At 57.8% G+C, this 12,620-nt stretch carries 10 protein-coding genes; all 10 read left to right on the top strand.

The window, feature by feature from the left end:
* Positions 1 to 1,565 (top strand): outer membrane protein assembly factor BamA (gene bamA / locus AC3ZVB_RS15020; protein ID WP_490146989.1); only part of this gene is annotated, 1,565 nt, incomplete at its 5' end.
* Between the two features lie 45 nt (positions 1,566 to 1,610).
* Positions 1,611 to 2,114: an OmpH/Skp family outer membrane protein gene (locus AC3ZVB_RS15025; RefSeq protein WP_008028980.1), complete on the top strand. Its 504-nt coding sequence runs from the start codon at positions 1,611 to 1,613 to the stop codon at positions 2,112 to 2,114.
* A 3-nt stretch (positions 2,115 to 2,117) separates the two neighbouring features.
* Positions 2,118 to 3,173: a UDP-3-O-(3-hydroxymyristoyl)glucosamine N-acyltransferase gene (gene lpxD / locus AC3ZVB_RS15030; protein ID WP_162441000.1), complete on the top strand. Its 1,056-nt coding sequence runs from the start codon at positions 2,118 to 2,120 to the stop codon at positions 3,171 to 3,173.
* 108 nt (positions 3,174 to 3,281) lie between these two features.
* Positions 3,282 to 3,722 carry a 3-hydroxyacyl-ACP dehydratase FabZ gene (gene fabZ, locus AC3ZVB_RS15035; RefSeq protein WP_007907157.1) on the top strand — a complete coding sequence of 147 codons (441 nt, stop codon included), beginning with the start codon at positions 3,282 to 3,284 and terminating at the stop codon, positions 3,720 to 3,722.
* A complete protein-coding gene (gene lpxA / locus AC3ZVB_RS15040) occupies positions 3,719 to 4,495 on the top strand; it encodes an acyl-ACP--UDP-N-acetylglucosamine O-acyltransferase (RefSeq protein WP_162440999.1) in 777 nt (258 codons plus the stop codon). The genes fabZ and lpxA overlap by 4 nt, the downstream gene beginning before the upstream one ends.
* Before the next feature lie 2 nt (positions 4,496 to 4,497).
* Positions 4,498 to 5,625 (top strand): lipid-A-disaccharide synthase, encoded by a 1,128-nt coding sequence (gene lpxB / locus AC3ZVB_RS15045; protein WP_490146990.1) that lies wholly within the window; start codon positions 4,498 to 4,500, stop codon positions 5,623 to 5,625.
* A gap of 14 nt (positions 5,626 to 5,639) precedes the next feature.
* Positions 5,640 to 6,266 (top strand): ribonuclease HII, encoded by a 627-nt coding sequence (rnhB, locus tag AC3ZVB_RS15050; protein WP_162441002.1) that lies wholly within the window; start codon positions 5,640 to 5,642, stop codon positions 6,264 to 6,266.
* 76 nt (positions 6,267 to 6,342) lie between these two features.
* Positions 6,343 to 9,864: a DNA polymerase III subunit alpha gene (gene dnaE, locus AC3ZVB_RS15055; RefSeq protein ID WP_490146991.1), complete on the top strand. Its 3,522-nt coding sequence runs from the start codon at positions 6,343 to 6,345 to the stop codon at positions 9,862 to 9,864.
* A 152-nt stretch (positions 9,865 to 10,016) separates the two neighbouring features.
* Positions 10,017 to 10,964: an acetyl-CoA carboxylase carboxyltransferase subunit alpha gene (locus AC3ZVB_RS15060; protein ID WP_162440996.1), complete on the top strand. Its 948-nt coding sequence runs from the start codon at positions 10,017 to 10,019 to the stop codon at positions 10,962 to 10,964.
* 133 nt (positions 10,965 to 11,097) lie between these two features.
* The gene (gene tilS / locus AC3ZVB_RS15065; RefSeq protein WP_490146992.1) at positions 11,098 to 12,426 is read left to right on the top strand and encodes a tRNA lysidine(34) synthetase TilS; all 1,329 of its coding nucleotides are present in this window, start codon (positions 11,098 to 11,100) and stop codon (positions 12,424 to 12,426) included.
* Positions 12,427 to 12,620: the final 194 nt, after the last annotated feature.

The following is a 12,620-nucleotide window of genomic DNA, read 5'->3' on the forward strand; positions in this document are numbered from 1 at the left end:
AGTTGAGCGGTGACCTGAAAGTCCCTGAAGACCAGGTCAAGTCGCTCCTGCTGGTACAGAAAGGCCAGGTGTTCTCGCGCAAGCTGATGACCACCACGTCCGAATTGATCACGCGTCGCCTGGGTAACGAGGGTTATACCTTCGCCAACGTCAACGGCGTACCGGTGCCTCACGACGATGATCACACCGTCGACATCACCTTCGCGGTCGATCCGGGCAAGCGTGCTTACGTGAACCGCATCAACTTCCGCGGTAACACCAAGTCGGAAGACGAAGTGCTGCGTCGTGAAATGCGTCAGATGGAAGGGGGCTGGGCTTCGACCTACCTGATCGACCAATCCAAGACCCGTCTTGAGCGTCTGGGCTTCTTCAAGGAAGTCAACGTCGAAACGCCAGCTGTGCCAGGCGTCGACGATCAGGTTGATGTGAACTACAGCGTTGAAGAACAGGCTTCCGGTTCGATTACCGCCAGTGTCGGTTTCGCACAGAGCGCCGGTTTGATCCTCGGTGGTTCGATCACCCAGAACAACTTCCTGGGTACCGGTAACAAGGTCAGCATCGGCTTGACCCGCAGTGAATACCAGAGCCGTTATAACTTCGGTTATGTCGACCCGTACTGGACCACTGATGGCGTGAGTCTGGGTTACAACGCTTTCTATCGCACCACTGACTATGACGAGCTCGAAACTGACATCGCCAGCTATGCGGTAGACAGCCTCGGTGCCGGCGTGAGCGTGGGTTACCCGATCAGCGAGACTTCGCGCCTGACCTTCGGCCTGACCGCGCAGCAAGACACCATCAAGACCGGTGTCTACACCGTTGATGAAATCTTCGACTTCGTGAACAAGGAAGGCGACAAGTACCTGAACTTCAAGGCGTCGGCCGGCTGGTCCGAGTCGACCCTGAACAAAGGTGTGCTGGCTACCCGTGGTCGTTCCCAGAGCCTGACCCTGGAAACCACTACGCCTGGCAGTGACCTGTCGTTCTTCAAGCTCGATTACCGCGGCCAGTTGTTCCAGCCGCTGAGCGAAAACTACACCATGCGCCTGCACACCGAATTGGGTTATGGCGACGGTTACGGTTCGACCGATGGCTTGCCATTCTATGAAAACTACTATGCTGGTGGTTTCAACTCGGTTCGTGGTTTCAAGGACAGCACTCTGGGTCCTCGCAGTACACCGAGTCGTGGCCGGAACCCGGGTACTGCCGAAGATCCGGACCAAGATCCACTGCCGTTCGGTGGTAACGTCCTGATCCAGGGTGGCGTGGAACTGCTGTTTCCACTGCCGTTCGTCAAGGATCAACGCTCGCTGCGGACTTCGGTCTTCTGGGACGTGGGTAACGTGTTCGATTCGCAGTGCAAGGACACCACCAATGCTGATGGCTCGCCGTCCAGTACCAAGTGCAACGACATCAGCCTGAGCAACATGGCCAGTTCCGTTGGTGTCGGTGTGACCTGGGTCACAGCACTGGGTCCGTTGAGCTTCGCCCTGGCAATGCCAGTGAAGAAACCGGATGACGCTGAAACTCAAGTGTTCCAATTCTCCCTCGGCCAGACGTTCTAAGCGTCTGACCCAAGATAACGACAATGGATTTTGTAGGAGTGCATCGTGCGTAAGTTGACTCAATTGGTTCTCCTGGCGACCGTACTGGTAGCAGGTCCGGCTTTTGCCGACATGAAAATCGCCGTTCTGAACTATCAAATGGCACTGCTGGAATCCGACGCGGCCAAGAAATACGCCGTGGATGCCGAGAAGAAGTTCGGTCCTCAACTGACCAAACTCAAGACTCTGGAAAGCAGCGCCAAGGGCATTCAGGATCGTCTGATGGCCGGTGGTGACAAAATGCAGCAAGGCGAGCGTGAGCGCCTGGAGCTTGAATTCAAGCAAAAGGCCCGTGACTTCCAGTTCCAGTCCAAGGAATTGAACGAAGCCAAAGCCGTTGCGGACCGTGAAATGCTGAAGCAGCTCAAGCCGAAACTGGACAGCGCTGTGGAAGAAGTCATCAAGAAAGGTGCTTTTGACCTGGTCTTCGAGCGTGGTGCAGTGATTGATGTCAAACCTCAGTACGACATCACTCGCCAGGTCATCGAGCGCATGAATCAGCTGAAGTAATCCATGACAGCGACTATCAAGCTCGGCCAGTTGGCCGAGTTCCTCGGCGCCACACTGCGTGGCGACCCTGAGAAAGAAATTACTGGGCTAGCCACTTTGCAAGAGGCTGGCCCAGCTCAGTTGAGCTTTCTCGCAAACCCCCAGTACCGTAAATTCCTGGCGGACAGTCAGGCCGCAGCACTGTTGCTGAAGGCCGCTGATGCTGAGGGTTTCGCGGGTAATGTACTGGTGGTGCCTGATCCTTATCTGGCCTACGCACGGGTTTCCCACCTGTTCGATCCTAAACCAAAGGCGGCTGCGGGTATTCATCCGACAGCCGTTGTGGCAGCGGATGCAGTGGTTGATCCGGCAGCGAGCATCGGTGCATTTGCGGTGATCGAAAGTGCTGCGCGTATTGCGGCCGGTGTAACCGTTGGCGCTCATTGCTTTATTGGCGCGCGCTGCGAAATTGGCGAGGGCGGCTGGCTGGCTCCGCGAGTGACGCTTTACCACGACGTTCGCATCGGCAAGCGGGTAGTGATCCAGTCAGGCGCTGTACTGGGAGGCGAGGGTTTCGGTTTCGCCAACGAGAAAGGTGTGTGGCAGAAAATCGCCCAGATTGGAGGTGTTCTGGTAGGTGACGACGTGGAGATTGGCGTAAACACCGCCATTGACCGTGGTGCATTGGCCGATACTGTCCTTGGTAATGGCGTGAAACTCGACAATCAGATTCAGATTGCCCATAACGTCCAGATAGGTGATCACACCGCCATGGCAGCGTGCGTTGGGATTTCCGGCAGCACCAAGATCGGCAAGCACTGCATGCTTGCCGGTGGCGTAGGTCTGGTCGGGCATATCGAGATTTGCGACAACGTTTTCATTACCGGAATGACCATGGTGACCCACTCGATTACCGAAAAGGGCTCCTATTCTTCCGGTACGGCTATGCAACCCGCTGCCGAGTGGCGCAAAAGCGCGGCACGCATCCGTCAGCTCGATGACATCGCGCGGCGTCTGCGACAGCTGGAAAAGCGTGTAGGGGAAGTGACCCCTGACGGTAATGCTTCATCAGATGGCTGATACCATTTCCATATCAAGTGTGCACAGCCGCTAGACTGCCTCCTTGATTTGCTAGAGGGGTGTGCGTCAGTCGCGCGCCCCCAATCTTTACATAGGCTTCCCCCCGAAATGATGGACATCAACGAGATTCGCGAATACCTGCCTCACCGTTACCCGTTCCTGCTGGTGGACCGGGTCGTGGATCTGGATGTGGAAGGCAAGCGCATTCGCGCCTACAAGAATGTCAGCATCAACGAACCGTTCTTCAATGGTCACTTTCCTGCGCATCCAATCATGCCGGGCGTGCTGATCATCGAAGCGATGGCTCAGGCTGCCGGGATCCTTGGTTTCAAAATGCTCGACGTAAAGCCTGCCGATGGCACCCTTTACTATTTCGTCGGCTCCGACAAGCTGCGCTTCCGCCAGCCAGTACTGCCTGGCGATCAGTTGATCCTTGAAGCCAAATTCCTGAGCTGCAAGCGCCAGATCTGGAAGTTCGAGTGCCAGGCTTCGGTCGACGGCAAACCAGTTTGCTCCGCTGAAATCATCTGCGCGGAACGCAAGCTATGAGTTTGATTGACCCTCGCGCAATCATCGATCCGACGGCCATTCTGGCCGCCGACGTCGAGGTCGGCCCTTGGTCGATCATCGGCGCAGGTGTGGAAATAGGCGAGGGGACAGTGATCGGGCCACACGTGATTCTCAAGGGCCCGACCCGAATTGGTAAGCACAACCGCATCTATCAGTTTTCTTCGGTAGGCGAAGACACCCCTGATTTGAAATACAAGGGTGAAGAAACACGTCTGGTCATTGGTGACCATAACGTCATACGCGAAGGCGTGACGATTCACCGTGGCACCATCCAGGACCGTTCGGAGACGACCCTGGGCGACCATAACCTGATCATGGCCTACGCCCACATCGGCCACGACAGCGTTATCGGAAACAACTGCATTCTGGTCAACAACACCGCATTGGCGGGCCATGTGCACGTTGAAGACTGGGCGATTCTTTCCGGCTTTACCCTGGTTCACCAGTATTGCCATATCGGCGCCCACAGCTTTTCCGGCATGGGTACAGCCATCGGCAAGGACGTTCCAGCGTACGTCACAGTGTTCGGCAACCCTGCCGAAGCACGCAGCATGAACTTCGAAGGTATGCGTCGTCGTGGTTTCAGCGAAGATGCGATCCATGCCCTGCGCCGTGCCTACAAGGTGGTTTACCGCCAGGGCCTGACGGTTGATCAGGCACTCGCCGAGCTGGCCGAGCCTTCGGCACAGTTCCCGGAAGTTGCGGTGTTCCGTGACTCCATCCAGTCTTCGACTCGCGGCATAACTCGTTAATCATGGCTAATCTGCGTATTGCGCTGGTGGCGGGAGAGGCTTCCGGTGACATTCTGGGTGCCGGTCTCATGCGTGCACTCAAAGCTCAGCATCCTGCGGTCGAGTTCATCGGTGTCGGCGGCCCGTTGATGCAGGCCGAAGGCCTGACCTCGTATTTTCCAATGGAACGTCTGTCTGTCATGGGCCTGGTGGAAGTGCTGGGCCGGCTGCGCGAGTTGCTCAAGCGCCGCAAAAAGCTGATCAACGACCTCATCGCCGAAAAGCCAGACGTGTTCATCGGCATTGACGCCCCTGACTTCAATCTCAACATCGAGCTCAAGCTGCGTCAGGCCGGGATCAAAACCGTGCATTACGTCAGCCCGTCGGTTTGGGCGTGGCGACAGAAGCGCGTGTTGAAGATTCGCGAAGGTTGCGACTTGATGCTGACGCTGTTCCCCTTCGAAGCGAAATTCTATGAAGAGAAGGGCGTCCCGGTGCGATTTGTTGGCCACTCGCTGGCCGATGCGATCCCGCTCGAAGCTGATCGTGCTGCGGCGCGGGCCGAACTCGGATTGCCGGATGGGCCTCTGGTCGCGTTGATGCCTGGCAGCCGCGGGGGGGAAGTCGGTCGTTTGGGGGCGTTGTTCCTCGATACGGCTCAGCGCCTGAGAGCCATGCGTCCGGGCGTTCGGTTCGTCATGCCGTGCGCCAACCCCGAGCGCCGCGCACAGCTTGAGGCGTTGCTGGCCGGTCGCGATCTACCGCTGACCTTGCTCAATGGCCAGTCTCACCTGGCGTTGGCAGCGTGCGACGCGGTGTTGATTGCCTCTGGAACCGCTACGCTTGAAGCGTTGCTGTACAAGCGGCCGATGGTTGTGGCTTATCGATTGGCGCCGCTGACGTTCTGGATTCTCAAGCGAATGGTGAAGAGTCCTTACGTATCCTTGCCGAACCTGTTGGCCCAACGCTTGTTGGTGCCCGAGTTGCTGCAGGATGATGCGACGGTCGAAGCGTTGGCCCAGACTTTGTCCCCATTGATTGAAGGCGGCGAAGAGCAGACTCGCGGCTTTGACGAAATCCACCGTACCTTGCGCCTGGACGCCTCCAATCAGGCGGCGGACGCGGTACTGAAACTGATCGGCAAATCATAATGAGTAAAGCAAGCATGCAGATGGGCCTGGACTTCACGCTGGTCGCTGAGGTGGAAGACCTGGTGGCTGGCGTTGACGAGGTTGGTCGCGGTCCGCTGTGCGGTGCAGTGGTCACGGCCGCGGTAATCCTCGATCCGAATCGACCTATTTTGGGGTTGAACGACTCGAAAAAGCTCACCGAGGCCCGTCGTGAAAAGCTTTATGACGAAATCTGCGAAAAAGCCTTGAGCTGGTGTATCGCTCGGGCTGAAGTCGAGGAAATCGACGAGCTGAACATCCTTCACGCCACCATGCTCGCCATGCAGCGCGCAATCGAAGGTCTGCACATTCAGCCGAAGCTCGCGATGATCGATGGCAACCGTTGCCCCAAGTTGTCCATGCGCGCCGAAGCCGTCGTACAAGGCGACGGTAAAGTGCCGGCCATTGCGGCTGCGTCGATTCTGGCCAAGGTCAGTCGCGACCGTGAGATGGCGGCATTCGAATTGATTTACCCGGGATATGGCATCGGCGGCCACAAAGGCTACCCAACCCCCGTTCATCTGGAAGCGTTGGCCCGCCTGGGTCCTACGCCGATTCACCGGCGCTCCTTTGCCCCGGTACGTCTGGCGTACGAGGCGCGGGAAAGTCTCATCGTGAGTTAGTTGCAAGGCTGATGTTTTTGCCAAGGCCCGGTACAATCCGGGCCTTGTTGTTTTCACGTTTCTAGACAGGATCACTATGCCGGCTTCATTCGTTCACCTACGCCTGCACACTGAGTATTCCCTGGTCGACGGTCTGGTGCGGATCAAACCGCTGGTCAAGACGCTGGTCGGCATGAACATGCCTGCTGTAGCGGTTACCGACCAGAACAACATGTGTTCGCTCGTCAAATTTTACAAAGCCTCCATGGGCGCAGGGATCAAGCCGATCTGCGGTGCCGACCTGTGGCTGTCGAACAAGGATCCGGACAACGCCTTGAGCCGGATCAGCCTGCTGGCAATGAACGCCGTGGGTTACCGTAACCTCACCGAACTCATTTCCCGAGGCTTCATTGACGGTCAGCGCAATGGCTCGATCATCATCGAACGTGAGTGGGTTGCCGAGGCCAGCGAAGGCTTGATCATGCTGTCGGCCGCCAAAGAAGGCGAGATCGGCCTGGCGATGTTGAGCGGCAATCCGGCAGAGGCGGAAGCCCTGGCGCGCGAATGGATGACAGTGTTTCCGGATCGCTTCTATCTTGAAATCCAGCGTACCAATCGTCCGAATGATGAAGAGCAACTGCATGGCGCCGTGGCCCTGGCCGAGAAAATCGGTGCGCCACTGGTGGCGACCAACGATGTGCGCTTCATCAAGCAGGAAGATTTCGCCGCTCACGAGACCCGCGTTTGCATCGGTGAAGGCCGTGCCCTCGACGATCCGCGACGCTCGAAAAATTACAGCGATCAGCAGTACCTCAAAAGCGCCGAGGAAATGCATGAGCTGTTCAGTGACATTCCCGAAGCACTGGAAAACACTGTAGAGATCGCCAAGCGCTGCAACATCGAAGTGAAGCTGGGCAAGCACTTCCTGCCAAACTTCCCGATTCCCGATGGCATGACCATCGACGAGTACTTCCGTAAGGTCTCATTCGATGGCCTCGAAGATCGCCTTAGCGTTCTTTTGCCCAAGGACACCACCGAAGACTACGACGCCAAGCGTCAGGTGTATGTCGATCGGCTGAATTTCGAGCTGGATATCATTATCCAGATGGGCTTCCCCGGTTACTTCCTGATCGTTATGGACTTTATCCAGTGGGCCAAGAGCAACGGCGTGCCGGTAGGCCCAGGTCGTGGATCAGGTGCCGGATCGCTGGTGGCCTATGTGCAGAAGATCACTGACCTCGATCCGCTGGAATACGACCTGCTGTTCGAACGTTTCCTTAACCCGGAACGGGTATCGATGCCCGACTTCGACGTCGACTTCTGCATGGACGGTCGTGACCGTGTTATCGAGTACGTTGCCGAAAAATACGGCCGTAACGCGGTAAGCCAGATCATCACGTTCGGTTCCATGGCGGCGAAAGCGGTGGTTCGTGACGTGGCGCGGGTGCAGGGCAAGTCCTACGGATTGGCGGATCGTCTGTCGAAGATGATCCCCTTCGAAGTCGGCATGACCCTTGAAAAAGCCTACGAGCAGGAAGAAATCCTGCGTGACTTCATCAAGGTCGATGAAGAGGCCGCCGAAATCTGGGAGATGGCCCGCAAGCTGGAAGGCGTTGTGCGTAACGTTGGCAAGCACGCGGGAGGTGTGGTTATCGCACCGACCAAGCTGACTGACTTCTCGCCGATCTATTGCGACGAGGCCGGTGATGGCCTGGTAACCCAGTTCGACAAGGATGACGTTGAGGCTGCTGGCCTTGTGAAGTTCGACTTCCTCGGTCTGCGCACGTTGACGGTCATCGATTGGGCGTTGAAAACCATCAATCGCGACCGCGCCAAGGTCGATGAAGCGCCGCTGGACATCGCATTCATCCCGCTGGACGACAAGCCGACCTACCAACTGCTGCAAAAAGCCGAAACAACCGCGGTGTTCCAGCTTGAGTCGCGGGGCATGAAAGAGCTGATCAAAAAGCTCAAGCCCGACTGCCTGGAAGATTTGATCGCACTGGTGGCCCTGTTCCGTCCGGGGCCACTGCAATCGGGCATGGTGGACGACTTCATCAACCGAAAGCACGGTCGCGCCGAACTTGCGTACCCGCACTCGGACTACCAGTACGAAGGACTGAAACCCGTCCTGGCCCCGACATACGGCATCATCCTGTATCAGGAACAGGTGATGCAAATTGCGCAGGTCATGGCCGGTTACACCCTCGGTGGTGCGGACATGTTGCGTCGGGCCATGGGTAAGAAAAAGCCCGAGGAAATGGCCAAGCAGCGCGGTGGTTTTATTGAGGGTTGCGCGACCGACAACATTGACGCGGACCTGGCCGGTAACATTTTCGACCTGGTAGAGAAATTCGCCGGTTACGGCTTCAACAAGTCTCACTCCGCTGCTTATGGCCTGGTGTCGTATCAGACGGCGTGGCTGAAAACGCATTACCCGGCGCCATTCATGGCGGCGGTGCTGTCGGCGGATATGCACAACACCGACAAGGTCGTGACCTTGATCGAAGAAATTCGCACCATGAAGCTGCGTCTCGACGCGCCGGATGTGAATACCTCCGAGTTCAAGTTCACGGTGAATGAAGAAGGCCGGATTATCTATGGCCTCGGCGCGATCAAAGGGGTGGGTGAAGGCCCGGTTGAAGCCATTACCGAAGCGCGTCAGGACGGCCCCTTCACGGATCTGTTCGATTTCTGCGCCCGGGTCGATCTCAAGCGTATCAACAAGCGCACCCTGGACGGTTTGATCCGCAGTGGTGCGCTGGATCGTCTGGGCCCTTATTTCCACGACGAACCGAAAGCCTATCAAGCGAGCATCGACCAGAATCGTGCGGTCTTGCTGAACGCGATGGAAGGGGCGATCAAGGCTGCTGAACAAACCGCTCGCACCCACGACAGCGGGCATGCCGACCTGTTTGGCGGGCTGTTTGTCGAGGAAGATGCCGACGTCTACGCCAATCATCGCAAGGCGAAGGAGTTGACCCTCAAGGAACGCTTGAAGGGCGAAAAAGATACCTTGGGTCTGTACCTGACGGGTCACCCGATTGACGAATATGAAGGCGAGATCCGTCGTTTCGCCCGCCAGCGCATCATTGACCTGAAGCCGGCCCGGGATACTCAGACCGTCGCCGGGATGATTATCGCCTTGCGTGTGATGAAGAACAAAAAAGGCGACAAGATGGGTTTCATCACCCTCGACGATCGTTCTGGCCGGATCGAAGCCTCGCTGTTCGCCGAAGCATTCCACTCGGCGCAGTCGCTGTTGCAGACCGACGCGATGGTGGTGGTGGAAGGTGAAGTCAGCAACGATGACTTTTCCGGTGGCTTGCGGTTGCGGGTCAAGCGGGTAATGAGCATGGAGGATGCACGCACCAACCTGGCGGAAAGCTTGCGGTTGAAGCTGCAGACCAAAGACTTGAAAGGCGATCAGCTACGCTGGTTGGGCGAGTTGTTCAAGCGTCATCGCGGCGCCTGCCCGATCACCATGGAGTACACAAGCCCCGATGCGAAGGCCTTGCTGCAGTTCGGCGAGACCTGGCGAATCGACCCGGCGGATGCGTTGATTCAAGCCTTGCGTGACCAGTTCGGAAGAGACAACGTCTTCCTCCAATACCGTTAACGGTCAGGTGCCATTCTTCACCATTGGAACGCGCCCTGATCCAGACCCCAATTTTTAATCTCGACCTGAACGCGCCTGTCCCTTAAGGTAGGGCGCGAATAGACAACCGGCCGACCCAAGCTCACTTGGACGTCGACCCAAGACGGACGCCTATGAACCCGAATTTTCTAGATTTCGAACAGCCGATCGCCGACCTGCAAGCCAAGATCGAAGAGTTGCGCTTGGTCGGTAATGACAATTCGCTGAATATCGGCGATGAGATTTCCCGCCTTCAGGACAAAAGCAGCACGTTGACCGAAGACATCTTCGGCAAGCTGACGAGCTGGCAGATCGCGCGTCTGGCACGTCACCCGAAACGTCCTTATACCCTGGACTACATCGAGCACATCTTCACCGAGTTCGATGAACTGCATGGCGACCGTCATTTCTCCGACGACGCTGCCATCGTCGGTGGCATTGCCCGCCTGGATGATGAGCCGGTGATGATCATCGGTCACCAGAAAGGCCGGGAAGTGCGCGAGAAAGTGCGCCGCAACTTCGGCATGCCGCGTCCTGAAGGCTATCGCAAAGCGTGCCGCCTGATGGAAATGGCCGAACGTTTCAAGATGCCGATCCTGACCTTCATCGACACCCCGGGCGCTTACCCTGGTATCGACGCTGAAGAGCGCAACCAGAGTGAAGCGATCGCCTGGAACCTGCGTGTGATGGCCCGCCTGAAAACCCCAATCATCGCTACCGTAATCGGTGAGGGTGGTTCTGGTGGTGCGCTGGCAATCGGCGTCTGCGATCAGTTGAACATGCTGCAGTATTCGACCTATGCGGTGATTTCGCCGGAAGGTTGCGCGTCGATTCTGTGGAAAACCGCCGAAAAGGCACCGGATGCTGCCGAAGCCATGGGCATCACTGCCGAGCGCCTGAAAGGCCTGGGTATCGTGGACAAGGTGATCGGCGAACCATTGGGCGGCGCACATCGCGACCCGGCTGCTGCGGCTGCCTCGATCCGTGCCGAGTTGAGCTCGCAACTGGCGATGTTGAAGAAGTTCGACAACGAAGCACTGTTGACTCGTCGTTACGAGCGGTTGATGAGCTACGGTCTCTAAGCCGGGCGCGCAGTACCCATGTGGGAGCGAGCCTGCTCGCGATGAGGGTTTAACATTCAACGAATCAGTTGGTCGTTAAACAGCAATCGCGAGCAGGCCCGCTCCCACATTTGATTTGTGCAAAGGGAAAGATATGGATCAGCCCACGATTGATTTGCCTTCCCGGCTTCTGCTGAATCTAACCCCTTGGCGCAACGCCACAACCTGGCGCATCGCCTTCTCCGGTGGCCTCGACTCCACCGTCCTGCTGCACCTTCTCGCGAACCTCGCGAAAACCGAATCCCTTCCGGCTTTAAGAGCGATCCACGTCCACCACGGCCTTCAGGCTGCTGCTGACGGGTGGCCGGAGCATTGTCGATCGATCTGCGATGCGCTGGGCGTACCGCTACAGGTGGTCCGCGTTCAGGTTCAGTCCGGTGCCAGTCTCGAGCGTGCAGCCCGTGAGGCGCGCTATGGCGCCTTCCTTCAAGCCACTCAAGCGAATGAACTGCTACTGACCGCGCAACACCGCGATGATCAGGCGGAAACCCTGTTGTTTCGGCTACTGCGCGGGGCAGGGGTGAGGGGCTTGTCCGGCATGCCTGGCAAGCGGGTTCTGGGGCGCGGGCACCTTTTGCGTCCGTTGCTGGATATCCCGCGTGCCGAGCTTGAGGCTTACGCAACTGAGCATCAGTTGAGCTGGATCGAAGACCCTTCGAACCAGGATCGACAGTTCTCGCGCAATTACCTGCGGCATCAAGTGTTCCCGGTCTTGACCGAGCGCTGGCCGCAAGCCGTGGCGACCATGGCTCGCAGCGCCGCGCATCTGAGCGAGGCGCGAGGCCTGCTCGATGACCTGGCGCAAATCGACCTGGCCCGCGCCCGCGCCGAGAGTGATTTCGACTGGCTGGGCGTGCCGTCATTGGCGTTGGCGCCGCTGGCAGTACTTTCTGCTGCTCGCCAGCGCAACGCACTCAGTCATTGGCTCGTCACGCTGACCCGGCTACCGGACAGCGACCATTGGTCGGGTTGGGACGATCTGCGAGATGCCGCGGCCGATGCCCGCCCGATCTGGCGCCTGGCAGAGGGTGAGCTGCACCGGGCTGGCGCACGGATCTGGTGGTTGTCCGGCGGCTGGCTACGCCCTGCGCCTGACGCAGGTGAGTGGCGCGATCCCTCGCAACCGCTGGTGCTGCCGGAAAACGGTGTGCTCAGTTTCAGCGGTCAAAAGCCCGGTGGCCCGCTGCAAATCCGCTATCGTGAGGGAGGAGAAGTCATGGCTCTGCAGGATCGGGGGCATCGTGATCTGAAGCGCTTGCTCAACGAGAGGGGTGTTCCTGGCTTCGTCCGTGGCAGATTGCCGCTGCTCTACCGAGGCGGGCAATTGCTGGCGGTGGCGAACCTGCGGGGTTTAAGTGGCTGCGAGCGCGAAGGCTGGCATTTGCATTGGGCCCCATTGAGCGAAGATCAAGGTTTGAGCTGAAAGGGGCTTTCCGGTAGACTACGCTCCCTTCTTGATACAACTTCTGTGGATTCGCCTGAATTGCAGGAGTTGCCGATTACCAAGCAGTCTTTGCTGGGCGATTCCAAAAAATGTGTAGCGAGCAACGTACCGGTGTTTCATCTTCCGGTCTGTCCCAACGCGGCGGTTTTTTTGAAAGGTGCACTGTGATTAAT

Source organism: Pseudomonas sp. MDV22-iso1, assembly GCF_058145095.1.

Bases quoted from the DNA above. Each gene is read 5' to 3' on its own strand.
- lpxD (WP_162441000.1), top strand. From the start codon at position 2,118: ATGACAGCGACTATCAAGCTCGGCCAGTTGGCCGAGTTCCTCGGCGCC.
- rnhB (WP_162441002.1), top strand. From the start codon at position 5,640: ATGCAGATGGGCCTGGACTTCACGCTGGTCGCTGAGGTGGAAGACCTG.
- fabZ (WP_007907157.1), top strand. From the start codon at position 3,282: ATGATGGACATCAACGAGATTCGCGAATACCTGCCTCACCGTTACCCG.
- tilS (WP_490146992.1), top strand. From the start codon at position 11,098: ATGGATCAGCCCACGATTGATTTGCCTTCCCGGCTTCTGCTGAATCTA.
- lpxB (WP_490146990.1), top strand. From the start codon at position 4,498: ATGGCTAATCTGCGTATTGCGCTGGTGGCGGGAGAGGCTTCCGGTGAC.
- lpxA (WP_162440999.1), top strand. From the start codon at position 3,719: ATGAGTTTGATTGACCCTCGCGCAATCATCGATCCGACGGCCATTCTG.
- AC3ZVB_RS15060 (WP_162440996.1), top strand. From the start codon at position 10,017: ATGAACCCGAATTTTCTAGATTTCGAACAGCCGATCGCCGACCTGCAA.
- dnaE (WP_490146991.1), top strand. From the start codon at position 6,343: ATGCCGGCTTCATTCGTTCACCTACGCCTGCACACTGAGTATTCCCTG.